19 protein-coding genes are annotated in these 23,225 nt (G+C 70.9%); 14 read left to right on the top strand and 5 right to left on the bottom strand.

Annotated features, from left to right (window positions below; all coding sequences use genetic code 11):
- The first annotated feature begins 65 nt into the window (after positions 1-65).
- From HMPREF9062_RS04855 to HMPREF9062_RS04895, 9 genes are all read left to right on the top strand, one after another.
- Positions 66-1,739, top strand: coding sequence for an NAD(P)H-hydrate epimerase (locus tag HMPREF9062_RS04855; protein WP_156789973.1), 1,674 nt, complete (start codon positions 66-68; stop codon positions 1,737-1,739).
- On the top strand, positions 1,727-3,064 hold the full coding sequence (gene alr, locus HMPREF9062_RS04860) for an alanine racemase (protein ID WP_009748933.1): 1,338 nt from the start codon (positions 1,727-1,729) through the stop codon (positions 3,062-3,064). Before HMPREF9062_RS04855 ends, alr begins: the two co-directional genes overlap by 13 nt.
- The gene (gene tsaE / locus HMPREF9062_RS04865; RefSeq protein ID WP_009748934.1) at positions 3,061-3,627 is read left to right on the top strand and encodes a tRNA (adenosine(37)-N6)-threonylcarbamoyltransferase complex ATPase subunit type 1 TsaE; all 567 of its coding nucleotides are present in this window, start codon (positions 3,061-3,063) and stop codon (positions 3,625-3,627) included. Before alr ends, tsaE begins: the two co-directional genes overlap by 4 nt.
- Positions 3,624-4,553, top strand: coding sequence for a hypothetical protein (locus HMPREF9062_RS04870; RefSeq protein ID WP_009748935.1), 930 nt, complete (start codon positions 3,624-3,626; stop codon positions 4,551-4,553). Before tsaE ends, HMPREF9062_RS04870 begins: the two co-directional genes overlap by 4 nt.
- 43 nt (positions 4,554-4,596) lie before the next feature.
- Positions 4,597-5,316, top strand: coding sequence for a tRNA (adenosine(37)-N6)-threonylcarbamoyltransferase complex dimerization subunit type 1 TsaB (tsaB, locus tag HMPREF9062_RS04875; protein WP_034254734.1), 720 nt, complete (start codon positions 4,597-4,599; stop codon positions 5,314-5,316).
- Positions 5,317-5,399: 83 nt separating this feature from the next.
- Positions 5,400-5,999: a GNAT family N-acetyltransferase gene (locus HMPREF9062_RS04880; RefSeq protein WP_009748937.1), complete on the top strand. Its 600-nt coding sequence runs from the start codon at positions 5,400-5,402 to the stop codon at positions 5,997-5,999.
- A gap of 215 nt (positions 6,000-6,214) precedes the next feature.
- Positions 6,215-6,997, top strand: coding sequence for a succinate dehydrogenase cytochrome b subunit (locus HMPREF9062_RS04885; RefSeq protein WP_009748938.1), 783 nt, complete (start codon positions 6,215-6,217; stop codon positions 6,995-6,997).
- 11 nt (positions 6,998-7,008) lie between these two features.
- Complete coding sequence (locus tag HMPREF9062_RS04890; RefSeq protein ID WP_009748939.1) at positions 7,009-9,009, top strand: fumarate reductase/succinate dehydrogenase flavoprotein subunit; 2,001 nt, start codon at positions 7,009-7,011, stop codon at positions 9,007-9,009.
- On the top strand, positions 9,006-9,779 hold the full coding sequence (locus HMPREF9062_RS04895; RefSeq protein WP_009748940.1) for a succinate dehydrogenase/fumarate reductase iron-sulfur subunit: 774 nt from the start codon (positions 9,006-9,008) through the stop codon (positions 9,777-9,779). The genes HMPREF9062_RS04890 and HMPREF9062_RS04895 overlap by 4 nt, the downstream gene beginning before the upstream one ends.
- A 149-nt stretch (positions 9,780-9,928) precedes the next feature.
- On the opposite strand, the gene HMPREF9062_RS04900 is transcribed toward HMPREF9062_RS04895, so the two are convergent.
- The gene (locus HMPREF9062_RS04900; protein ID WP_009748942.1) at positions 9,929-10,603 is read right to left on the bottom strand and encodes a TetR/AcrR family transcriptional regulator; all 675 of its coding nucleotides are present in this window, start codon (positions 10,601-10,603) and stop codon (positions 9,929-9,931) included.
- A gap of 108 nt (positions 10,604-10,711) precedes the next feature.
- Between HMPREF9062_RS04900 and HMPREF9062_RS12475 the strand changes: the two genes are divergently transcribed.
- Together HMPREF9062_RS12475 and tsaD are read left to right on the top strand one after the other, a co-directional pair.
- The gene (locus tag HMPREF9062_RS12475) at positions 10,712-14,482 is read left to right on the top strand and encodes an ABC transporter ATP-binding protein (RefSeq protein WP_009748943.1); all 3,771 of its coding nucleotides are present in this window, start codon (positions 10,712-10,714) and stop codon (positions 14,480-14,482) included.
- A 55-nt stretch (positions 14,483-14,537) separates the two neighbouring features.
- Positions 14,538-15,593 carry a tRNA (adenosine(37)-N6)-threonylcarbamoyltransferase complex transferase subunit TsaD gene (gene tsaD / locus HMPREF9062_RS04915; protein WP_009748944.1) on the top strand — a complete coding sequence of 352 codons (1,056 nt, stop codon included), beginning with the start codon at positions 14,538-14,540 and terminating at the stop codon, positions 15,591-15,593.
- Between the two features lie 63 nt (positions 15,594-15,656).
- Here the strand turns inward: tsaD and HMPREF9062_RS04920 are convergent, their stop codons facing one another.
- Both HMPREF9062_RS04920 and HMPREF9062_RS04925 read right to left on the bottom strand, forming a co-directional pair.
- Positions 15,657-16,841 carry a glutamate--cysteine ligase gene (locus HMPREF9062_RS04920; RefSeq protein ID WP_009748945.1) on the bottom strand — a complete coding sequence of 395 codons (1,185 nt, stop codon included), beginning with the start codon at positions 16,839-16,841 and terminating at the stop codon, positions 15,657-15,659.
- Between the two features lie 58 nt (positions 16,842-16,899).
- Positions 16,900-18,198, bottom strand: coding sequence for a class I SAM-dependent methyltransferase (locus tag HMPREF9062_RS04925; protein WP_034253766.1), 1,299 nt, complete (start codon positions 18,196-18,198; stop codon positions 16,900-16,902).
- A 156-nt stretch (positions 18,199-18,354) separates the two neighbouring features.
- Between HMPREF9062_RS04925 and HMPREF9062_RS04930 the strand changes: the two genes are divergently transcribed.
- Both HMPREF9062_RS04930 and groES read left to right on the top strand, forming a co-directional pair.
- Positions 18,355-19,062: a SanA/YdcF family protein gene (locus HMPREF9062_RS04930; protein ID WP_216584405.1), complete on the top strand. Its 708-nt coding sequence runs from the start codon at positions 18,355-18,357 to the stop codon at positions 19,060-19,062.
- 237 nt (positions 19,063-19,299) lie between these two features.
- Positions 19,300-19,596 (top strand): co-chaperone GroES, encoded by a 297-nt coding sequence (gene groES, locus HMPREF9062_RS04935; RefSeq protein ID WP_009748948.1) that lies wholly within the window; start codon positions 19,300-19,302, stop codon positions 19,594-19,596.
- Positions 19,597-19,777: 181 nt separating this feature from the next.
- Here the strand turns inward: groES and HMPREF9062_RS04940 are convergent, their stop codons facing one another.
- On the bottom strand, positions 19,778-20,080 hold the full coding sequence (locus tag HMPREF9062_RS04940; RefSeq protein WP_034253769.1) for a WhiB family transcriptional regulator: 303 nt from the start codon (positions 20,078-20,080) through the stop codon (positions 19,778-19,780).
- Between the two features lie 252 nt (positions 20,081-20,332).
- On the opposite strand from HMPREF9062_RS04940, the gene guaB reads away from it, so the two are divergent.
- Complete coding sequence (gene guaB, locus HMPREF9062_RS04945) at positions 20,333-21,865, top strand: IMP dehydrogenase (RefSeq protein WP_009748950.1); 1,533 nt, start codon at positions 20,333-20,335, stop codon at positions 21,863-21,865.
- Positions 21,866-22,285: 420 nt separating this feature from the next.
- Here guaB and HMPREF9062_RS04950 read toward each other — a convergent pair whose 3' ends face one another.
- Positions 22,286-23,080 carry an exonuclease domain-containing protein gene (locus HMPREF9062_RS04950; RefSeq protein WP_009748951.1) on the bottom strand — a complete coding sequence of 265 codons (795 nt, stop codon included), beginning with the start codon at positions 23,078-23,080 and terminating at the stop codon, positions 22,286-22,288.
- Between the last annotated feature and the right edge of the window lie 145 nt (positions 23,081-23,225).

Consider the following 23,225-nt stretch of genomic DNA (forward strand, 5'->3'; position numbering starts at 1 on the left):
CCTCAGCGGCGGAACGGGCTTCCGGACGGGGCGGGTGATTCGTGCGAGCGGCGATGCGTGACAGCATGGGGGACGTGAGCACGACGAGCACGGTCACCGCACCCACTCTTCGCCCGGACACCGCCTACCGCGCCGGGGCCGTCGCCGAGGCCGAGCGGCGCCTGACCGCTGCGACGGACCGTTACATGCACCACGCCGCGCACGCCCTCGCGCTCGCGGCCGTGCGTGAGCTGCGCGCCACCGCGGGCCGGACGAGGGGCCGGGGCGTTCTCCTCCTGGTCGGGGGAGGGCATAACGGCGGCGACGCCCTGCTGGCGGGCGCGCTCCTGGCTCGTCGCGGGTGCGACGTCACCGCGGCGGTGGCCACGGGACGCCCCCACGCGGCCGCCCTGGAGGAGGCCCGACGGGCCGGCGTGCGCTCGGCCGCTTCGCCTCCGGCCGCGTGCGAGCACGCCGCGGCGGGCGGCGCCGACCTCGTCATCGACGGCCTGACCGGCATCGGCGCGACCGGCCCTCTGCGGCCGACGGCCGTCGAGCTCGTCGCGCCGCTGATTGCCGCGGGACGCCGGGGAGCACGCGGGTTCCGTGTCCTGGCGGTCGACGTGCCCAGCGGCACCGGCGTGGACGACGGCACCGTGAGCGGCCCCGTGCTGAGGGCGGACCTGTCCGTCACCTTCACCTGTCTCAAAGGCGCTCACCTGCTGGCGCCGGCCGCCGGCGCGTGCGGGCGCGTCGAGGTGGTCGACCTCGGCCTGCCCGTCCCCGCTGCGTCCGACGCCCTCGTTCGGCGGCCGGACGATGCCGGCCTCGGCCGCCTCCTGCGCATCCCCGATGATGAGGACCATAAGTACACCCGCGGCGTCGTCGGACTGCGGTCGGGCAGCCGCTCCTACCCCGGCGCCGCCGTCCTGGCCGCTTCGGCGGCCGTGCGCTGCGGGGTCGGCATGGTCCGCCTGAGCGCGCCGCGCCGCGTCGAGGATCTCGTCCTGGCGCGCCGGCCCGAGGTCGTCCCCGCATCCGGCCGCTGCCAGGCCCTCGTCATCGGGCCGGGCACCGACCCGGCCGACCCGGAGTGCGCCGCCCAGATCGACGCCGCCCTGGGACGTGCGCTGGAGGTCGGAAGGGGGCGATCGGGCGCGCCCGGCGCCGCCCCGGGACCCGTCCCCGCCGTCATCGACGCCGGTGCCCTGCCGCTGCTCGCCGAACGTCTGAGGGCCGGCGCCCGATGCAGCGCCGGGCACGTCCTGACTCCGCATGCCGGGGAGGCCGCCGCCCTCCTGTCGGCGCTGGAGGGTTCCGTCACCCGCGCCGAGGTTGAGGCCGCGCCGGCCGCGCGCGCCTGCGACCTGGTCCGGCTCACGGGAGCCACCGTCCTGCTCAAGGGCTCGCCCGCGCTCATCGCCTCCGCCCGGTGCTCGGACGGCCCTCCCGTCGCGGCGGATCTGCTCTCGGTGGACTCCGGCCCCGGGTGGCTGGCCACCGCGGGCAGTGGCGACGTGCTGGCCGGGATCCTGGGCGCCGTCCTGGCCGCGGGGCGCGCCGATGAGGAGCGCGGCGGCCGAGCCGTCGACTCGTCGGCGTTCACCGCACTGGCCGTGCGCCTCCACGCGGTCGCCGCCGAGCTCGCCTCGGGGTGCGTCGGACCGGCGGGGCGCGTGCCGGGGCGCCCGCTGGCGGCCCTCGACCTGACCGACCGTTTGCCGCACGCCTGCGCGGTGGTGGGAGGATGGGCGGCGTGACTCGCTCAGCCTCCACCGCAGCATCCTCTCGGCCGGCAGGATCGGCCGGGCCCGGCTCGGCCACCACCTCGCGGGCCGTCATCGACCTCGACGCGCTGGCGCACAATGCCCGCGTCCTGGCCGACGCAGCCGGCGTGCCCTGGATGGCCGTGGTCAAGGCCGACGCCTACGGGCACGGTCTGGGCCCGGTGGCCCGCACCTGCTTGCGCGCCGGCGCCTCCTGGCTCGGCGTCGCTCAGTTGGCCGAGGCTCTCCACCTGCGGGAGATGCTCGACGCCGCCGGCGTCGCGCGACCCTCCCCCGACGACGGGCCCGCCCCCGAGCATCCGCGTCTGCTGTGCTGGCTCGCCCCGGTGCTCGCCCCTGAGCGGGCCGCAGCCCCCGGCTCCCCTTTGCGCCGGGCCCTGAACGCCGACCTCGACCTGTCGGTGTCCACCACCGACCAGCTCGCGGCTCTGGCCGCCGCCTCCGCCGCACGCCGCGCCGAGGACCCCGGAGCCGCGGGAGCCCGGATCCACCTCAAGGTCGACACCGGCATGTCCCGGGCCGGCGCCGTCGAGGCGGACCTGCCGGCGCTGGCCGTCGCGGCCCGAGCGGCTCAGGAGGTGGGCGACGTCGAGGTGATCGGCCTGTGGTCCCACCTCTCGCGCGCTGATGAACCCGACTCCGGGTCCACCGAGGAGCATCTGGCCCGCTTCCGCGCCGCTGAGACGGTCGTGCGCAACGCCGGTCTGACTCCGCGCGTGCGCCACCTGGCCGCCACCGGCGGGCTCCTGTGGCACCCCGCCTCCCGTCTGGACCTGGTACGCGCCGGCATCGGGCTGTACGGACTGTCGCCCGACCCCGCCGTCGCTACGGCGGCCGAACTGGGACTGCGCCCCGTCATGCGCCTCGAGGCGCCTCTGACCCAGGTCAAGCGCGTGCCCGCGGGCCGGGCGGTCTCCTACGGCGGAACCTGGATGACGCCCACCGACCGGTGGCTCGGCCTCATTCCCCTTGGCTACGCCGACGGTCTGCCGCGCGCGGCCGCCTCCGCCGGCCCCGTCGCGGTCGGCGGCCGGCGCACCCACGTGGTCGGCAAGGTCTGCATGGACCAGGTCGTCATCGACCTCGGACCCGCTGACGGCTCCGATGGCGCGCCCGCCGCCGCGGGCGACATCGCCGTGCTGTGGGGCGACCCGACCGCGCCCGGAGCCGACCCCGCCACTGCGACGGCCCAGGAGTGGGCCGAGGTCTGCGGCACCATCGGCTACGAGATTGTCACCCGCCTGGGCGCTCGCGTCCCCCGCGTGTGTCTGGGCGCCGGGCACGAGGAGGAGAGATGACCGGTCACATCCCGATGCTGGGCGGCGAGCGGCGCCACGAGACGGCCGTCGAGACCAACGGCGCCGAGGAGACCCGGGCCCTGGGCGAGCGCCTGGCCGCCCTGCTGAGGGCCGGCGACCTCGTCATGCTCTCGGGGGATCTGGGGGCGGGCAAGACCACCCTCGCGCAGGGCGTGGGCGCCGCTATGGGAGTGCGCGGGCGCGTCTGCTCCCCGACCTTCATCATCGCCCGCGTTCACCCGGCGCTCACCGGCGGACCCGACCTCATCCATGTGGACGCCTATCGTCTGGACTCCCTGGAGGAGGTCGACGCCCTCGACCTGGACTCCTCCATGGCCGACTCCGTCACCGTCGTCGAGTGGGGGCGGCACAAAGTGGAGGCCCTGTCGCCCGACCGCCTCGAGATCGTCATCACCCGACCCCGCGGCGGCGCGATCGGAGCGAGCGGCGCTCGGTCCGCCGTCACCGATCCGGCCGGCGCCGAGGATGGACGGCGCGCCGTCACCATCACCGCGATCGGCCCGAGGTGGGCCGGCGTCGATCTGACCCGTCTACGAGCATGAAGGGCGGGCACGTGCGCATCCGGCGGCGCCTGACCGGAGGGCTCCTGATCCTCGTCCTCCTGGCGCTTATGCTCCGGCCCGGCCCGCAGGCGCTGGCGCAGACCGTCTCACCCGCTCCGGCGCCGACCGGGGCGGGCGCGCAGGTCCAGGACTGGGCGGACGGTCCGGGACTGGACCTCGCTCGCCAGGCTGTCGGCCCGGACGCCTCCGTTTCGCCGCCGATCGAGGTGGAGACCTGGTCGACCGGCGTTCTCAGCGCCACCGATCTGGACGACCCCACCGAACCGACGTCGACCTGGGCCGCCGTCATCTCCTGCGGGCAGACACCGGTCGGCGTGCTCGTCATCGACACCGGGGACACGACGGACGTCGGGAGCGGCGGCGAGCCGCAGCCGTCGGGGACCGTGCAGGATGACGCCGTCCTGGCCGGGGCGCTCGCGGCCCTGCCCGAGCAGGCCGTCGTCCTGCGCGAGTCGGTGGTGGCCTCCGCGACGGGTGGAGCGACCCCGCTCGTGTCCTCGGCCCCGTCGCGGGCGCAGGCCGAGACGAGCACGCCGGGGCCGAGCGGGGCGGCCTCGGCGGACTACTCCGACCCTGTCCTCTCCGACGCCTGGTACGCCCTGGACGACGGCCTCGTCACGGCACTGGACGAGCAGGCGGCATCCGGCCTGGCCGGACCGGTCGACCTGTCCTCCTACGCCCAGGTGCTCCGTGAGCGCGCGCATGGCAGCTCCGACGTCGACGGCTCCGAATCCAGGAAGTCCCCTCGGAAGCCTGACCTGGGCATCCTCTACACCGGTCTGGGGGTGCTCGTCATCGGTACGCTCGTCGTCACCATCACCTTCGTGCACGAGCGGCGCGTCCTGGCGCCTCTGCGCGAGGCCCCCTCCTCGACCCGAACCGAGGACCCCGAACCGGCCCCGTGAGCCGCCGCACCCCGGCCGTTGGCGAGGGCCTAGGCTTGTGGTCGTGCGCATCGTCTCCATCGACTCCTCCCTCGGCTCCAGTCTTCTCGTCGCCGATGCGGGGCCCGGTACCGCGGGCACGGCCCTGAGCGTGCTCAGCCGTGCGGAGCAGTCCAGTCCCCGCCGCCACGCCGAGTCCCTGGGGGCCATGCTCGCTCGGGTCCTTGCCGCTCCGGGGGTCGCCGATCATCCGCTGGACGCCGTCATCGCCGCCACCGGTCCCGCGCCCTTCACCGGTCTGCGCGCCGGCCTGGTGACCGCCCGCGCGCTCGGGCGCGCCCGCGGCGTGCCCGTCCACGGCGTGCCGAGCCTGGACGCCGTCGCCCGCGCCGCCTTCGACGAGATCGCCCGTGCCGGCGGGGGCGGCGGGGAGAGCGTTCTCGTGGTCACCGATGCCCGCCGCCACGAGGTCTACGCCGCCCGCTACCGCGCCCGGGGAGCCGATGACGTTGAGCCCCTCGACTCTCCGGCAGTGCTCGCCCCCGATGCCGCGGTCCGGCTCGGCGGCGTCGATGCCGTGGCCGGCTCGGGCGCCGTCCTCTACCCGCACCTGGCGGCCGGGCGTGTGGTGCTCGCGCCCGTTTCCGGCGACCCCGCCGCCCAGATCCGCGTCGCTCTGACCCGGCTCGCCGATGCCGGGCCCGGAGCGGTGCTGCCCGCCGAGCCGCTGTATCTGCGTCACGCCGACGTGCACATGCCCGCCGGGCGCGGGCGAACGCTGTGAGAACCTCGAACCGGCGCGCTGCGTCATCACGACCGTCCGGGCGGGCGGGCCGAGCCTCGTGCGACGGCGTGCGCCTGCGACCCATGGAGGAGCGCGACCTTCCAGCGGTCTGCCGGATGGAGACCGCCCTGTTCGGGGCGGAGGCGTGGAGCCCGAGTCTGCTGGGCGCCGAGCTGGCGGCCGCCACGGGTCCTCACGCCGACCGGTGCTACGTCGTCCTCGAGCGGTCACGGGAGGGGGTCGACACGGACGACGATGCCGCCGGTGGTGACGGAGCGGTTCTGGGATACGCCGGGCTCTGGTTTGGCGATGGCGCCGGGGACGCTGATCTGCTCACCATCGCCACCCTCCCGGCGGTTCGTCGGCGGGGTTTGGCCGGCCTCATGCTCACCCACCTGCTGCGGTGCGCCGGCGAGGCCGGCTGCACCGGCGTGCTCCTGGAGGTCCGCGTCTCGAATGCCAGTGCCCGCAGTCTCTACGCGCATCACGGCTTCGTTCCCGTCGGCTCCCGACGGCGCTACTACCGGGAGCCGGTCGAGGACGCGCTCGTCATGCGCGCATCCGTCGGCGCGCAGGACGACGAGCCCGGGCGACCCGGGCCGACGGGCGTCGTGGGGCCGGTGGGGGTGGAGGCGGTCGACGCCGGGCCGGCGTCCCGGGCCGGGCCGGCGCTGAGCGGGTGAGCACACGTCGGACCGTTGCGTCATGATCATCATTTGACTGACAATCTCCTCACGGAATGTGCGCGGCCCGCGTTCCGTCGGCCTGCTCGGAGGGGCTCCGCGGGCGGGGTGTGATCCGGGTCTTTCGGCGTGATGGCGGGGGAGCGACCTCGGGAGAGGCGGCGGACGGCGCGATCTGGGACCATCGGCTGGCCCGATCTCGCTAATCTGCTCTCGTGGCCAATACGTCTGTTCCCTCCAAGAAGAAGAGGGCCGCGTTCTCGACGACGGTCTTCATGAAGCGCCTGATGGCCTGGTCGGGCCTCTTCTTCATCGTCTTCGTCCTCTTCCACGCTTACGGCAACACTCACTACTTCGAGGGCGAGATCGCCTACGACCACTACGCGTACTTCCTGCGCGAGCTGCTCGTCCCGATCGTCCCGCACGGCGGCGTGCTGTGGATCCTGAGGGTCCTGCTGCTGGCGTGCCTGGCGGTGCACGCCGGAAGCGCCTTCCACTTGTGGATCCGCAACAGGAAGGCCCGCGGTACGGACAGGTACGCCGTCAAGAAGCCCGGTGCCGAGTACTTCGCCTCCCGCTACGCCATGCGCACTATGCGCTGGGGCGGCGTCATCCTGCTGCTGTTCGTCGTGTGGCACATTCTGCAGTTCACCACCCTGACGCTGACCCCCGGCGGTCACTACGAGCACGGGCGCGCGTACATGAACATGTGGTACGGCTTCCAGCTGTGGTGGGTCTACCTCATTTACCTCGTGGCACTCGCGGCCCTGTGTCTGCACGTGTGGCACGGCGTGTGGTCCGCTCTGCAGACCCTGGGCGCCACCCGCGGCAACACCGTCCCCTTCGTCCGCCTGATTGCCTTCATCGTCGCCTTCGGCCTGTTCGTCGCCTTCATGTGCGTGCCCACCGCCATCCTCCTCGGTTGGGTGCCGGCGCCCATGGGCACCGCCGAGTACGCGATGAAGGCCACCGAGGCCGGCATCGTCCTTTCCCACTGAGAGTGAAGACCATGACTGAACTCATCGAGGGCCTGTACACCGAGGGCGAGAAGATCGCCGACACCAAGGCCCCCCACGCCGTACCGATCTCCCGGCGCTGGGAGCAGCGCAAATTCGAGGCCCAGCTCGTCAACCCGGCCAACCGTCGCAAGCTCGACATCATCGTCGTCGGCTCCGGCCTGGCCGGCGGCGCCGCGGCCGCCTCTCTGGGCGAGCAGGGCTACAACGTCAAAGTGTTCTTCTACCAGGACTCCGCTCGGCGCGCGCACTCCATCGCCGCCCAGGGCGGCATCAACGCCGCGAAGAACTACCGCAACGACGGCGACTCCGTCTACCGGCTCTTCTACGACACGGTCAAGGGCGGCGACTACCGCGCTCGTGAGGACAACGTCTACCGTCTGGCCGAGGTCAGCACCAACATCATCGACCAGTGCGTGGCCCAGGGCGTGCCCTTCGCCCGTGAGTACGGCGGCCTGCTGGACAACCGCTCTTTCGGTGGAGTCCAGGTCTCGCGCACCTTCTACGCCCGTGGTCAGACGGGCCAGCAGCTTCTCATCGGTGCTTACCAGGCCTTGGAGCGCCAGGTGCACACCGGCACGGTCGAGGAGTTCCGCCGCCACGAGATGGTCGAGCTGATCCTCATCGACGGGCGGGCCCGGGGTATTGTGACCCGTGACATGGTCACCGGTGAGATCGAGACGCATCTGGCGGACGCCGTCGTGCTGTGCACGGGCGGCTACGGCAACGTCTTCTTCCTATCGACCAACGCGATGGGCTGCAACGCCACCGCCGTGTGGCGCGCCCATCGCAGGGGCGCGTACTTCGCCAACCCCTGCTACACGCAGATCCACCCGACCTGCATCCCGCAGTCGGGCGATTTCCAGTCCAAGCTGACCCTCATGAGCGAGTCGCTGCGCAACGACGGCCGCATCTGGGTTCCCAAGAGGGCCGAGGACTGCGACAAGGACCCGCGCCGGATCCCGGAGGAGGACCGCGATTACTACCTCGAGCGCATCTATCCCGCCTTCGGCAACCTGGTCCCGCGCGACATCGCCTCGCGCCAGGCCAAGAACATGTGCGACGAGGGCCGCGGCGTGGGCCCGGCCATCAAGGAGCGCGATGCAGCGGGCAACGAGCGCATGATGCGCCGCGGCGTCTACCTCGACTTCTCCGAGGCCATCGGCCGTCTGGGCAGGGAGCGGGTGAGCGCCCGGTACGGGAACCTGTTCGAGATGTACCAGCGCATCACGGGGGACGACCCCTACGAGGTGCCGATGCGCATCTACCCGGCGGTCCATTACACGATGGGCGGCCTGTGGGTCGACTACGACCTGGAGTCCAATATCCCGGGCCTGTACGTGGGCGGTGAGGCCAATTTCTCCGATCACGGCGCCAACCGTCTGGGCGCCTCCGCCCTCATGCAGGGGCTGGCCGACGGCTACTTCGTCCTGCCGGACACGATGAACGACTACCTGGCGGACATGCTCCGGCTGGGCAAACCCGATCCGAACGCCCCCGAGATCGCCGAGGCGAGGCGGGGAGTCGAGGAGCGCATCGCGCGTCTCATGGCATTGCGCGGTACCCGCAGCGTGGATGACTTCCACATGGCGCTGGGACGCATCATGTGGGAGTACTGCGGCATGGAGCGGTGCGACGCCGGTTTGCGCGAGGCCATCAAGCAGATCCGGGCCCTCAAGGAGGACTTCTGGCGCGATGCCCGCGTCACGGGCAAGGCCGATGAGCTCAACCAGGCTCTGGAGAAGGCGGGCCGCCTGCTCGACTTCTTCGAGTTGGCCGAGCTCATGTGCATCGACGCCCTGCACCGTCGTGAGTCCTGCGGCGGCCACTTCCGCGCCGAGTCCCAGACCCCTGAGGGGGAGGCTCTGCGTCATGACGACGAGTTCCTCTATGTCGCCGCGTGGGAGTGGGGCGGGGAGAACCAGCCGCCGATCCTCCACAAGGAGGATCTCATCTACAAGGACATCGAGCTCAAGCAGCGGAGTTACAAGTGAACATCAAGCTCAAGATCTGGCGGCAGCAGGACCAGAACTCCGAGGGGCACTTCGAGGTCTACCCGATGTCCGGCGTCGAGGAGCACATGAGCTTCCTCGAGGTCCTCGATCTGCTCAACGAGCAGCTCTTCGCCGCGGGCGAGGAGCCGGTCGCCTTCGACTCGGACTGTCGGGAGGGCATTTGCGGGCAGTGCGGCGTTGTCATCAACGGCCAGGCGCACGGCCCGATCCGTTCGACGACCTGCCAGCTGCATATGCGTCATCTGGCGGAGGACCCATCTTTCAAGGACGGCGGCACCATCACCATCGAGCCGTGGCGCTCGGCGGGCTTCCCGATCCTCAAGGATCTCGTCGTCGACCGTTCCGCGCTGGACCGCGTCGTCCAGGCCGGCGGCTACATCTCGGTCAACACCGGCGCCGCCCCTGAGGCCCACTCCGTGCCGGTGCGCAAGGAGAAGGCCGACGCCGCCTTCGAGGCCGCCGCCTGCATCGGCTGCGGCGCCTGCGTGGCGGCCTGTCCCAACGCGTCAGCCATGCTGTTCACCGGGGCGAAGATCTCCCATCTGGGTCTGCTTCCGCAGGGCCAGCCCGAGCGCCTCGCCCGTGTGGTGAGCATGCTGAATCAGCATGACGCCGAGGGCTTCGGCGGGTGCACGAACATCGGCGAATGCGCTGCGGTGTGCCCCAAGTCCGTGCCGCTGGAGGTTATTACGCGCCTCAACCGCGACATGGGGCACGCCCTGTGGAAGGGACAGAAGGCGCACGCCTGAACGAGGAGCGGCGCTGAGCGGGCGCCGCTGGCCCCGGCGGGGCTGCGGTGGGGGGCTGCGGGGCGGGGCCCGCCCCGCAGCCCCGCGCCTTCGAGGCCTTCGATGTCCTCGATCGTGATTCCGCCCGCCGCCCGGGCGGGAGGGGTGCCTCATGCTTGTACTCGTGATGGTCGTGCGGGTTGCGAGGCGCCGCTCAGTCGGGCTTGGAGGCCGTCGACGACGAGGTCGATCTTGCCGTCGAGCCAACCGCGTTCCAGCCAGGAGCGGTCGGGGCGGAACATCGCCGGCAGTGTGCTGTAGCTCGGCGGGCCGGCGTCGCTCAGCCAGTCCGCGCGCAGGGCGGCGACGCCGACGTGCGAGGCGATGGTGGTATCACCGATCATGTCGACGGCGAGGGCGGAGTCCTCCTCGCTCATGCCGGCGGCCGTGAATGCGCGGTGCGCGGCGCTGATCGTCTCCCCGAAGTACTCGGCCGTCCAGGGGACGCCGATCAGGAGGCGGTCGAGGCCGGGGTGGGCCTCGAGCAGCGCCCACAGGGCATCCGCCTGGTTGTGCGCGTTGCGGCGCCAGTCGGCGGGATCGGGGGAGAACGCGATCCGCGTGGCGAGCTCGCTCAGGCAGGCGCGCAGCAGGTCCTCGCGCGAGGAGATGGCGCGGTACAGGCCCGAGACCGCCACTCCCAGGCGGCCGGCGACCGCCGTCAGCGTGAAGTCGGCGACGCCGATGTCCAGGGCCGCGGCGACGACGTCCTTGCGGGAGAATCCCGGCTTGGGACCGGTGGGGCGCCCCGGTCTCGTCCGACTCCCGGTCCTGCGTCCGCACATGGACCCACAGTAGCGGTTGACGACGGTGCTTGTCGGCCGGAGGGCAGTCGCGGTAAGGTCGACCTCAGTCAAATATGAAAGCCGTTCAGCATTAGATTGAGGCATCCAGTGAACAGCCACGTCACGTCATCGGCACCTCGGTCCGCACCCGCCGCGCCCCGCGAGGGCGGGTCGCTGGCCGAGCACGATCCGGCCCCGTCCACCGGGGCCGACGGGCCCGGGCGGAGCGCGCCGGTCTCGCAGGACGACGCCGGCCGATCCCGCCGGGGCCAGGCCGCCCTCAGACGTCTGGGCGCCCCGGTGCGCCCCGCCCTGCGGGTCGGCCAGGTGCTCGTCGTCCTCTCCGGCCTGCTGGCCGTGGCCCCCTACGTCGCGCTCGTGCGCCTGGGCGATATCCTCCTGGACGCCTACCACGCCGGTCTGGCCCCCGACGGGCAGCGGGTGCGCGGCGTCGTCATGTTCCTCGTCAGCGCCTACTCCGGGCGTCTCCTGCTGTACTTCGTCGCTCTGCTCATCACCCACCTGGCGGACCTGAAACTGCGCGACCGGCTGCGCCGCGACATCGTCGAGCGCATCTGCCGGGCCCCGCTGTCCTGGTTCACCGACTCCACCTCTGGACGCATCCGCAAGGCGGTCCAGGACGACACCACCGCCGTCCACACCGTCATAGCCCACGCTCCCGTCGAACGCCTCAACGCCGTCGTCTCCCCTCTGGCACTGCTGGCCTGCGCCGTGTGGATCGACTGGCGTCTGGCCCTCCTGGCGGTGGCGACCGTCCCCCTGTACGTCATCACCTACTCCTTCTCCTTGAAGGGCATGAAGGAGAAGACGGTGGAAATGGACCGCAGGCTGGCGGATGTGTCCTCCACCATGGTTGAGTTCGTCTCCGGTATTTCCGTGGTCAAGGCCTTCGGGCGGGTCGGCCGGGCCCACAGCGCCTATCTGGCCGCTGCCGACGCCTTCGCTCGCTTCTACCGCGACTGGGCAATGCCGCTCATGACGGTCAGCTGCCTGTCCTTCACGTGGGTGTCGACCCCGATCGTCCTGCTCGTCGACCTTAGTGGCGGCGCCCTACTCATCCACGCCGGAACGGTCACCCCGGCGCAGGTCCTGGCGGCCACTCTCATCGCCCTCGTCCTGCCCGGGGCGCTCGTCACCATCGTGACGATCTCCTGGTCCTACCAGATGGCGGGCGCTGCCGCCCTGCGCCTGTGCGATGTCCTCGACACCCCCGTCCTGCCCGCGCCCGCCGCGCCCAGGCGGCCCGACGGCGCCCGCGTCGAGATCGACGACGTCTCCTTCTCCTACGGGGATACCCTGGCCGTCGACGACGTCAGCCTCACCCTGGAGCCCGGCACCGTCACCGCGCTGCTGGGTCCCTCCGGCTCCGGCAAATCGACCCTGGCGACCCTCATCGCCCGCTTCGCCGACCCCGATGCCGGAGCGGTGCGCATCGGCGGGGTGGATCTGCGCGACATGGACGAGGAGACCCTGTACTCCACCGTTTCCTTCGTCCTCCAGGACGCTCAGCTACTGGGCGCCACCGTGCGCGAGAACATCGCCCTCGGCCGGCCCGAGGCGACCGATGACCAGGTGCGCGCCGCCGCTCGCGCGGCCCGGATCGACGAGGAGATCATGGCCCTTCCCCACGGCTACGACACTCTTCTGGGGCGGGAGACCGCCCTATCCGGCGGGCAGGAGCAGCGCATCGCCATCGCCCGCGCCCTCCTGCTGAACACCCCCGTTCTCCTCATGGACGAGGCCACCGCCATGGCCGATCCGGACTCCGAGGCCGAGATCCAGGAGGCGCTGAGCGCCCTGGTGCGCGGCCGGACCGTGCTCGTCATCGCCCACCGGCCCGCCGCCGTCCACGGGGCGCACCGCATCGCCGTCATGGAGCGGGGCCGCGTCGTCGCCTTCGGATCCCACGAGGAGCTGGTGGGCGAACCCCACTACCGCGCCCTGCTGCGTCAATCCGGCCTGCTGGAGGATGACGACGGCGCACCGGCGCCCGGGGAGGCCCATCCGGAGGCCGATGGCCGCGCATCCGGTCCCTCCCCGGGCGGCGCGCCGGACGGCGAGCCGGAGGGGGGCGGACCGGACCCGTCGCCCCGCGCCGGTGCCCGCCGGACCGGCCGCTCCCTGCTGGCCCGCTATCACCGGCTCATGACGGAGGATTCCTGGACGCACCTGGTGAGGGGGCTCGTCCTGGGTGCGCTCAACGGCGTCTTCTCGGGTCTGGCCCTTCTGGTGCTCCTGCCCGCCTCCGTGGCCCTCGCCAGCGGGGCGCCCGCCTGGGGCCTGAGCTTCGGTTCATGGCTGCTTGTGCTCGTGGCCTGCGCCGTCGCCAGCACCGTCTCCGACTTCCGGGGACAGCGCGCCGGCATGATCGGGGCGCTCGGCTTCATGCGCGACGTTCACCACGCCGTCGGAGCTAAGATCGCCCGCCTGCCTCTGCGGTGGTTCGACTCCGACACGGCCGGCACCATGTCGCGGGCCGTCAGCCAGGAGATGCTTTCATTGGGCGAGTCCGCCGCCCATTTCCTGTACAGGATCGTCTCGACGTCCGCGGGCTGCGCGGTCATCTGGATCGGCTCGTGGGTCTGGGACTGGCGGCTGGGCATGTTCCTGACCATCGGCGCGCCGGTCATGGCGCTGCTCATAGCTCTGGCGCGCCGTCTGCTCGACCACGGCAAGGCCGTCTCCGAGCCCGCCGAGCGCGAGCTCGCCATCCGCGTCGTCGAGCTCGCCCGGTGCCAGGGCGCCTTGCGCTCGTGCCGCGCGGTGGGGCGCTACGGACGTCTGACGGCCGCCTTCGCTGACGGGTTGCGCGCCTCCCGCCGCGCCCTGTGGTGGGCGACCGGCGGGAACCTCCTGTCCGGGGTCCTCACCCAGATCGTCGTCGTCGGCATGATCGTGCTCACCGCCTTCTTCGCCGTCGCCGGCACCATGGGCCCTCTGCCCGCCATCGCCACCATCGGCATGTGCCTGCGCTTTACCACCATGCTCGATGATGACGGCGCCGCCGTGCTCAGTCTGGAGGAGCGCCGGCAGATGATGAACCATCTCGACGCCGTCATGGACGCCCCCGTCATGGACGAGCCGGGCGAACGCGCCGAGCTGGCCGAGCCTGGGGCGGTGGAGCTCGACGATGTCGTCTTCGGCTACCAGGAGGACGTTCGGGTGCTCGACGGCGTCTCATTGACGGCGCCCGCGCGCTCCATGTGCGCGATCGTCGGTCCGTCGGGGTCCGGGAAGACGACGATCGCCCGACTCATCGCCCGTTTCTGGGATGCGGACCGCGGGACGGTGCGCGTGGGCGGCACCGACGTGCGTGACATGCCGACGGCTCAGCTCATGGAGCAGCTGTCCATGGTCTTCCAGGACGTTTACCTCTTCGACGACACCCTGGCCGCCAACATCCGCGTCGGAGAGGCGGACGCCGCCGACGCCCAGGTGCGCTGGGCCGCGGACCTCGCCGGCGTCACCGAGATCGTCGAGCGTCTGCCCGGCGGCTGGGACGCGCGCGTCGGCGAGGGCGGGCGCGCCCTGTCCGGCGGCGAGCGCCAGCGCGTGTCCATCGCCCGCGCCCTGCTCAAGCGCGCGCCGATCGTCTTGCTGGACGAGGCCACGAGCGCTCTGGACGCCGAGAACGAGGCTCACATCGTCACCGCCATCGAGGAGCTGCGACGCACCTCGACACTCATCGTCATCGCTCACAAGCTGGAGACGATCGCCGCCGCCGACCAGGTGGTGGTGCTCGACGACGACGGGCATGTCGCTCAAAGGGGCCGGCATGCCCGGCTCGTGGAGATCGACGGCCCCTATCGCGACTTCTGGACCCGGCGCACCCGCGCCCGCGGCTGGTCGCTCGTGTGAGGTCGACGGCCCCGCGCGATGGGCGGGGGAGGGCGGGGGGGCTAGGCTGGCGGGCGTGAGCGAACCACTGATCTTGGGCATCGAGTCCACTTGCGACGAGACCGGTGCGGCGTTGGTGCGCGGTCGCGAGCTCCTCGGCGACGCGGTCGCCACCTCCATGGACGCCTACGCCCGTTTCGGCGGAATCGTCCCCGAGATCGCCTCGCGCGCCCATCTGGAGTCCTTCGTCCCCACCCTGGACTCCGCCCTGGACCGGGCCGGGGCGGACCTGTCCGACGTCGATGCCGTCGCCGTGTGCGCGGGCCCCGGCCTCATCGGCTCACTGACCGTGGGCATCAGTGCTGCCAAGGCCCTGGCCGTGGCCCTGGACGTACCGATCTACGGCGTCAACCACGTCGTCGGGCATCTGGCCGTCGACGAGCTCGTCGACGACCCGCTGCCTGAGCGCTTCATCGGCCTGGTCGTCTCCGGCGGACATTCCACCATTGTGCTGGTAGGTGATATCGCCACCGACGTTGTCGAGTTGGGCGGCACCCTCGATGACGCTGCTGGCGAGGCTTTCGACAAGGTCGGTCGCCTGCTCGGCCTGCCCTACCCGGGCGGCCCGCACGTCGACCGACTCTCCCGGACGGGGGACCGCGAGGCCATCCGCTTCCCCCGCGGCCTGACCGCCGGTAAGGACAGCGTGCGCCACCGCTACGATTTCTCCTTCTCCGGGCTGAAGACCGCGGTGGCCCGCTACGTGGAGTCCTTCCAGGAGGCCGGGCACGAGGTGCCCCGCGCCGACGTGTGCGCCGCCTTCTCCGAGGCCGTCAACGATTCCCTGACCGCCAAGGCCGTCCGGGCCTGCCTGGACATGGAGTGCGGTGCGCTCGTCGTCGGCGGGGGCTACAGCGCCAACTCTCGCCTACGCGCTCTGGCCGCCGAGCGCTGCGAGGCCGCCGGCATCGCTCTGCGCCTGCCGCCCCTGCGCTACTGCACCGACAACGGCGCCCAGATCGCCGCGCTGGGCGCCGCCGCCGTGCGCGCCGGTGCAGCGCCGAGTCCCATGGACTTCGCTCCCGACTCCGGCATGCCCTTGAACATCCCGGTTGTCTCGACCGTCGGCTGAACTCCGCACCTGCTCCCTCCTGTCGGAGGATCGGTCGCGTCCGCACCCGGCCGCCCGTCCGGCTCAGCGGGGGGCGGAGGCGGCGGGCACGTCGGAGGGCGGAAGAGGGCGCCCCGCCCTCATCTCGGCCAGCAGGAGACGCACTGCGGCTTCATTGCCGCATCCGGCGCGCACAGCCGACAGTTGACGCTGGTAGGAGGCTCCCGCCTCCAGGGTGGCCCGCACCCCCTCCAGCTCGGTCTGGCAGCCCAGGTCCTGCGCAACCGGTGCCAGCTCGGTCAGCATTCGCGCTACGGTGTCGCTCACCAGCTCCTCGTTGCCCAGCGAGTCGACGATGAGAATGGCGTCCATGCCGTACCGGGCCGAGCGCCACTTGTTCTCATCGACGTACCACGCCGGCATGACGTCCAGCTCCTCACCCCGGTCCAGGGCCCGTGAGAAGCTCTCCACCAGGCACTGGGTGAGCGCGGCGATGCCCGCCAGCTCAGTGAGATTGGTGGCGGCGTCGCATGAGCGCACCTCGATCGTGCCCAGGCGCGGCGAGGGCCGCACGTCCCAGCGGACTTCGGAGAAGTCCTCGATGACCCCGGTGTGGATCATGTCCCCGGCGTAGGCCTCGAGCTCGTCCCAGGTGTTCAGTTGGTGGGGCGCGCCCGCCGTGGGCAGCTGCTGGAACATCATGGCCCGGTTGTCGGCGTAGCCGGTGTCCTGGGCGGCCCAGAACGGGGAGGACGCGCTCAGGCACTGCAAGTGGGCGGTGCGGGTCAGCAGTGCCCGCAGGATCGGCAGGGCCTTGGCCCGCTCCTCCAGGCCGACGTGCACGTGGGTGCCGAAGATGAGCATCTGGTGGCCCCACAGGCGCGTGCGGTCCACCAGGCGCGCGTAGCGCTCGGCGTCGGTCACTTTCTGCACCAGCGGGTCGGCGAAGGGGTGCGTGCCGGCGCTGATGAGATCCACCCGCAGTGGATCGGTCACGGGCAGGAGGCGGTCGAAGGCCAGCGCGATATCGTCGATGCACTCGGCCACGGTGCGCCGCGCCCCCGAGACGAGCTCGACGGTGTTGAGCATCATCTCACTGTGGATGTGCTCATCGGACCCCATGCCGCGGAGGATCTCGGCGGCGCACTGGCGCAGGTCGAGGCTGTCGCGGTCGACGAGCTGAAGCTCCCACTCGACGCCGAGAGTGGAGCGTTGCGAGCGGGCGAACGGCAGGGGTCGGCGGTGGACGAAACGGGCAGGGAGGGTCATAGCGGCTCCTCGACGGTTCCAGGACGGGCCGGATCGGCGGGGCTGACGTACGGGCGGTTTACGATACGGGGACGGTGGGAGCCTCGCACGGCTCGACGACGATGACGGCACCGCGTGCTCGCTGGGCGTCCCCGGCGTTCCCGACGCGGGTCATGATCCAAGTCTCGTGAGCCTGGCCGTGCGGGCGGACGGCTGCGCGCACGGCGTCGGGCGTGACCGGCACGCCCCGCTTGTGGAGTTCCAGGCTGCCGATGTCGTGCTCGCGGACGCGGGTCTTGAGCATCTTGAGGTTCAGGGGCAGCACCTCGCGCACCCGCCATGAGTGCACGAACGGGGCCAGGGAGGCGTCGGGAAGCGCGTCGCCGCTGAGGTAGGCGATACGGTCCCCCACCGGTGCCGCATCGAGGCGCTCGGCGATGTGAGCCACGAGCCCGGCCCTGATCGCCGCCCCGTCGGGCTCGTGAACATAGGCGCCCAGGGCCCCGACGTCGGCGAGCGGAGCGAGATGGACGGGGGGTGTCGAGGGGTCATGGCAGTCGGGGTCGCGCAGGACCCGTGCGCTCGGCGCGTCCCGGGGGTCGTCGGACGCGGGCGGGGGGTCCGACAGGACGAGAGCCGAGCGCCCCGGCCCTTCGGCGGCGAGCGGGCCGCACCAGATGCCGGCCTCGACGACCTCGCCGCCCACGGAGGCCCATTGCACGTGGGCGTCGGTGGGAAGCGCCGCGTGATCGATGCCCGGGGCCACCTTGACGCCGAGGGCTCCGACGTCATCACGCAGTGCCAGCACTCGGCCGAGGGCCGGGGACCACTGCTCGGGGTCGGCAATGCGGTGCCCGTGCGACCGGCGTGCGGGGTCGGCGAAGACGGCATCGATCCCGCGGGCCGTCAGGTCGACTTCGAGCGCATCGGCGCACAGGACTTCAACCTCGGGGAAGACCATGAGGTTGACCGTTGCCAGCGCCGCGGTTGCCTCGTCGCTCTCGACGGCGAGTACTCTGAGCCCGAGACCCGCCAGCGCCATCGCGTCCCCGCCGATGCCGCAGCCCAGGTCGGCCACGTGCTGCACGCCGGCGTGCTCGTAGCGTGCGGCGTGGTGGGCCGAGACGACCAGTCTCGTGGCCTGCTCCAGGGCATCGGGCGTGAAGAGCATCCGGGAGGCGAAGGGCCCGAACTTCGCTTCGGCGCGGGTGCGCAGGCGCTGCTGAGTCAGCGCGGCCGCGACCATCTCGGGCGGGTGCCCCGCCTCGCGCAGGCGGGCGCCCACCGACAGCACGGTGGATTCGTCGTAGGGCGGGAGATCGGCGAGCAGGGCCCAGCCGGCGGGCGTGAGCAGTGGTGCGAGGTGCGATGCGTCCATCGGGGCGATCATGACACGCATCGGACGGGGGGCCGCCCCGCCGCGCGCACCCGGCGGGGATCGGGCCGTGTCGGTTCCTCGCCGACTCCGCTGCGGGGGTACCGTATGCGCTGCCGCCGCCGCGGCGAGGGGAGAGGGAGAGGGACGGGAGTCCTCATGAGTGCACATGCACGAGGTCCACGACGCAGAATCCGACTGGTCCGGGTGGTATGCGTCGCTGCGGCGCTCGTCCTTGTGACGGTCCTGGCGCCCAATGTGTGGATCCTGGTGGAGAGCAGCGGCCGGGTCAGCACCTACGGCGAGGACGGCGACACCGCCGCGGCGCCCGTGGCCATTGTCCTGGGAGCCGCCGTCTACGGCCCTGGCGATCCATCACCGTGGCTGAAGTACCGGCTCGAAACCGCCGCCGGCTTGTATTCCTCGGGGAGGGTGGACGCCATTCTGGTCTCGGGGGACAACGGCCGTGTCGGTTACGACGAGCCGACCGCCATGCGCGACTACTTGGTGAGTCAGGGGGTCCCCTCCGAGGCGATCGCCTTGGACTACGCCGGTTTCGATACCTACGACACCTGTGTGCGTGCACGTTCCATCTTCGGGATCGATAAGGCGCTTCTGGTTTCCCAGAGTTTTCACCTGGGACGGGCTGTGGCCGTGTGCCGTTCGGTGGGCGTGGACGCGTACGGCGTGGGTGACACTCGGGCGACCGTCGACCGCGGCAGGTGGGCGCGCAACTGGGTGAGGGAGCGTCCGGCCGCCGTCAAGGCCGCTTGGGATGTGATCACGAGGCGTGAGCCGCTATTGGGCGAGCGGGAGACGAGCGTGGACGAGGCTCTGGCGTTCACGCGCGCCAGGCGCGGAGGATGACCGTCCCGCATGCTCGCTGCACGCCTACGGCGAACCCGCCCCCTTGTTTTGGCACTCGCGTTGACTGAGTGCTAATGGCGCGCGTAGATTCCTCGTCAGACGCGGGAGGGCGCCCCGGCGCTCCCTCGCGGCTCGCGCACCCGTCTGACCGGTCGACCCCCGCGACGGCGATCGGACACTGTCGGGGCGCGACACACCAGTCATTCAAGACGCTCACCAAGAGAAGGGGAGGACGAGATGTCGATCTCCATCAAGCCGCTCGAGGACCGGATCGTCGTGCAGACGGTCGAGGCCGAGCAGACCACCGCTTCCGGTCTGGTCATCCCGGACACCGCCAAGGAGAAGCCGCAGGAGGGCAAGGTTGTGGCCGTGGGCCCCGGCCGTGTCGATGACTCCGGCAAGCGCGTTCCGGTTGACGTCACCGAGGGCGACCTCGTCATCTACTCCAAGTACGGCGGCACCGAGGTCAACTATGCGGGAGAGGACTACCTCATCCTCTCCGCGCGCGACGTCCTCGCCGTCGTCACCAAGTGAGTCGAGCTCACTGACGCGGCCCGGCCGCCCTGTTCACCGGTCCGGTGCGGCACCACAGGAAGTGTGGTGCCGCACCGGACCGGTGGCCGTTCGCGGACGGGAGCCGCAGGGCGTGCAGGAGGGGTACCCCTTCCGCACCGCCGGACTTCCGGGGCGGGTATCCGGCGGGGGTCCGGAGGATCTAGGCGACCGGCGTCCCTCGCCCGTTCTCCTGGCGGCTGATCCAGGCGCGGCGCTCCTCTTCGGTCATGCCGCCCCACACGCCGTAGGGTTCGCGCGTGCTCAGGGCGTGGTTGCGGCAGTCGAGGATGACGGGGCAGGTGCGGCAGATGGCCTTGGCGTCGTCATCACGTTTACGGCGCGAGCTGCCGCGCTCTCCTTCAGGGTGGAAGAACCTCATGGAGTCCATACCCATGCAGGCTCCTTGGTATTGCCACTCCCACAGTGCCGTGACCGGCCTGGGGAGTCGTGCATGCTCTGCCATCACGACCCTTCCTCGCGTGGACGCGCGAATCGCAGATGGACACGTTGTGTCCGGTACAACATTAGGTACATCGTAGGGGTGAGATCAAGCTTCTGGGCGAGGATATTTCATCGGAATCCGGCCGATCCCGGTGCGCAAGACGCGTGCGGGGGCGTCCTCATGCGGCGGATCGACTCTGACGTACGTTGGACACACTCGAGCAGATTCGCTCATCGGCGGTGCGAAGTGCACGGGTGCCCGGGCGGCCCTACGATGCAAATCGTGAGCGACTCGATCACCAGCCCCGACTTGTTTGCCCCTACTGGACTGACTTACGACGATGTTCTTCTGCTGCCCGGGCTGACGGACATCATCCCCTCCGAGGTCGATACGACCTCACGACTAACGGCGGGGGGGATCTCCCTGGCCACGCCGCTGCTGAGCGCGGCGATGGACACGGTCACCGAGGCTGAGATGGCGATCGCCATGGCCCGCCAGGGCGGTGTGGGCATCCTCCACCGCAACCTGTCCATCGAGGATCAGACTCAGCAGGTGCGTCGCGTCAAGCGCTCCGAGTCCGGCATGGTCTCCGACCCGGTGACCGTCGGCCCGGACGCCAGCATCTCCCAGCTCGACGAGTTGTGCGGGCACTACAAGGTCTCCGGTCTGCCCGTCGTCGACGGCGGGGGCAATCTGCTGGGTATCATCACCAACCGCGACCTGCGTTTCGTGCCGCCCGAGAGGTGGGACGCGTTGACCGTGGGTGAGTGCATGACGCCGCGCGAGCGTCTCATCACCGGCTCCGCCGGCATCTCGCGCGAGGATGCCAAAGCGCTGCTGGCCGAGCACCGCATCGAGAAGCTGCCGCTGATCGATGACGCCGGCCGCCTCACCGGTCTAATCACGGTCAAGGACTTCGTCAAAACTGAGCAGTATCCGTTGGCGACCAAGGACGGCGAGGGTCGCCTGGTCGTTGGTGCGGCCGTCGGTTACTGGGGCGACACCTGGGAGCGGGCCGGCGCTCTGGCCGAGGCGGGTGCGGACGTCATCGTGGTCGACACCGCCAACGGCGGTGCCGCCCTGGCGCTGGAGATGATCGCCCGCCTCAAGCACGACCCCGTCTTCGCCGAAGTGCAGATCGTTGGCGGCAACGTCGCCACTCGCGAGGGCGCTCAGGCCCTCATCGACGCCGGTGTCGACGCTGTCAAAGTGGGGGTGGGGCCGGGGTCTATCTGCACCACCCGAGTCGTGGCCGGAGTGGGTGTCCCGCAGGTCACGGCCGTCTACGAGGCCGCCCGCGCCTGCACCCCGGCTGGGGTGCCGCTCATTGCCGACGGCGGTCTGCAGTACTCGGGGGATATCGCCAAGGCGCTAGTGGCCGGGGCGGACACCGTGATGCTCGGCTCCCTGCTGGCGGGCTGCACCGAGTCCCCCGGGGATCTGGTCTTCGTCAACGGCAAGCAGTGGAAGCGCTACCGCGGTATGGGGTCGCTGGGTGCCATGAGTTCGCGCGGCCGCACCTCCTACTCCAAGGACCGCTACTTCCAGGCCGACGTCCCCGGCGATGACAAGATCATCCCCGAGGGCATCGAGGGGCAGGTACCCTACTCCGGCTCGTTGGCCGCCGTCGTCTATCAGCTGGTGGGGGGACTTCACCAGTCGATGTTCTACGTGGGGGCCAGTTCGATCGACGAGCTCAAGGAACGAGGTCGATTCGTGCGCATTACAAGCGCCGGACTCAAGGAGTCCCATCCGCACGACGTCAAGATGACCGTCGAGGCGCCCAACTACGCCGGAAGGGAGTAGGGACCGAACGGGGATCGACGGCCGGCCCGGTGAGAATGCGACTGATGAGCGGGCCGCCTGGGCGACGTGCAGGGTGTGATTTCTTCGTGGATAAGAGCAAGAATGATTTCACGTCGAAGAGCAATATCGCGCTTAACTGCCGGCTGCTCGGCTGAAGACTTCACCGATCTTCTCGCCGACATCGGCGGAGACGATCGTGCTGCGAGGACTTCGACGACTGCTCACGATCGACTTCGGCATGGCGGGTGGCGGCGGGGGAGTCCTTGGAGCCCCATGGTGGGAGCGTGGATGACGCGCCCCGGGTTGAGGAGTTCACGAGCCATGATGATCCGGGTGGATAAACGCGTGGTCGCACGTGTGGGTCGAGCTTGTCAGCGCACGTCCTCGGCGTGCGGGCGAGTGCGTAGGGGACGCGGTGTCTCACGTCCCGGCCAGTAGCGGCCAGTCGAGCTCGACACCTGCGCGTCCCGGGTTCTTATGCGCTAACCAGGCATTGAAGGACGTGGCCCAGGCTCGGTGGGCCTGCGCTTGAAAAGGAACGAGCTCATCGAGTCTCAGGCGAGCCAGCTCCGGGTGGGCCGACACTATGGCCTCCAGCACGTCGAGTGTTGCAATCGCGTCCACTTCGGCGGTGTGCAGGGAGTCGTCCACTTCCACGTCGTAAACCGCGCACAGGTCGCTCAGGCGTCGTTTGCCCTTGCGGTAGCGGTCGACCCTACGGTCCAGGACGAGCGGGTCGAGCAGCGGGCCGAGCCCGTGTCCTAAACGCTCGCGCACGGTCGCCAGGCCATGGCGGTCGAGCTCGGACTCCATGAGGGTCAGGTCGAAGGAGCCGTTGAAGACGACCACGGGTGTGCCCGCGGCCATGGCGTCGGCCAGCGCGGTGGCGACCTCCTCGAGCACGTCGGTCGCCGGGCGCCCCTCGGAGCGGGCGCGCTCAGTGGTGATGCCGTGAACTTGCGCCGCGGCGACAGGGATTTCGACTCCGGGATCGGTCAGCCATGTCGTCACCGTCTGTGGGCGCGTGCCATCGGCGTTGAGCGGGTCGCGGGCTACGAGGGCGGCCGTCACGAGCCGGTCGTTTTGCGGATCCACGCCCGTGGTTTCGGTATCGAGACCGAGCAGAGGGCCGGTCGACCACCGAGCCTGGCACAGACAGAGGTTGGTGTCGGCGGGGGAGGGGACTATGACTGGGCGTTCGTGCTGCTCGCTCATGACGGGGAGTGTGCCACCGGTCTATGACATGGATTCCGCCACGGACCGTCAGACATGGTGTGGGCCCGTGTTTTCTCCCCGCGGCTGTCTGTGACCTTTCAGGCGAGGTCCCGACTCTACGTGGTGGCCGGGGGCGTGGTTCAGC

The sequence above is a fragment of the Actinomyces sp. oral taxon 448 str. F0400 genome, from assembly GCF_000220835.1.
GTDB lineage: Bacteria > Actinomycetota > Actinomycetes > Actinomycetales > Actinomycetaceae > Actinomyces.

Excerpts from the sequence above, each read along its gene's own strand:
- HMPREF9062_RS04855 (WP_156789973.1), top strand. The coding sequence starts at position 66 with ATGGGGGACGTGAGCACGACGAGCACGGTCACCGCACCCACTCTTCGC.
- tsaE (WP_009748934.1), top strand. The coding sequence starts at position 3,061 with ATGACCGGTCACATCCCGATGCTGGGCGGCGAGCGGCGCCACGAGACG.
- groES (WP_009748948.1), top strand. The coding sequence starts at position 19,300 with ATGTCGATCTCCATCAAGCCGCTCGAGGACCGGATCGTCGTGCAGACG.
- HMPREF9062_RS04950 (WP_009748951.1), bottom strand. The coding sequence starts at position 23,080 with ATGAGCGAGCAGCACGAACGCCCAGTCATAGTCCCCTCCCCCGCCGAC.
- HMPREF9062_RS04880 (WP_009748937.1), top strand. The coding sequence starts at position 5,400 with ATGGAGGAGCGCGACCTTCCAGCGGTCTGCCGGATGGAGACCGCCCTG.
- HMPREF9062_RS04900 (WP_009748942.1), bottom strand. The coding sequence starts at position 10,603 with ATGTGCGGACGCAGGACCGGGAGTCGGACGAGACCGGGGCGCCCCACC.
- alr (WP_009748933.1), top strand. The coding sequence starts at position 1,727 with ATGGGCGGCGTGACTCGCTCAGCCTCCACCGCAGCATCCTCTCGGCCG.
- HMPREF9062_RS04870 (WP_009748935.1), top strand. The coding sequence starts at position 3,624 with ATGAAGGGCGGGCACGTGCGCATCCGGCGGCGCCTGACCGGAGGGCTC.
- HMPREF9062_RS04890 (WP_009748939.1), top strand. The coding sequence starts at position 7,009 with ATGACTGAACTCATCGAGGGCCTGTACACCGAGGGCGAGAAGATCGCC.
- HMPREF9062_RS04930 (WP_216584405.1), top strand. The coding sequence starts at position 18,355 with ATGAGTGCACATGCACGAGGTCCACGACGCAGAATCCGACTGGTCCGG.
- HMPREF9062_RS04940 (WP_034253769.1), bottom strand. The coding sequence starts at position 20,080 with ATGGCAGAGCATGCACGACTCCCCAGGCCGGTCACGGCACTGTGGGAG.
- HMPREF9062_RS04925 (WP_034253766.1), bottom strand. The coding sequence starts at position 18,198 with ATGGACGCATCGCACCTCGCACCACTGCTCACGCCCGCCGGCTGGGCC.
- HMPREF9062_RS04920 (WP_009748945.1), bottom strand. The coding sequence starts at position 16,841 with ATGACCCTCCCTGCCCGTTTCGTCCACCGCCGACCCCTGCCGTTCGCC.
- guaB (WP_009748950.1), top strand. The coding sequence starts at position 20,333 with ATGCAAATCGTGAGCGACTCGATCACCAGCCCCGACTTGTTTGCCCCT.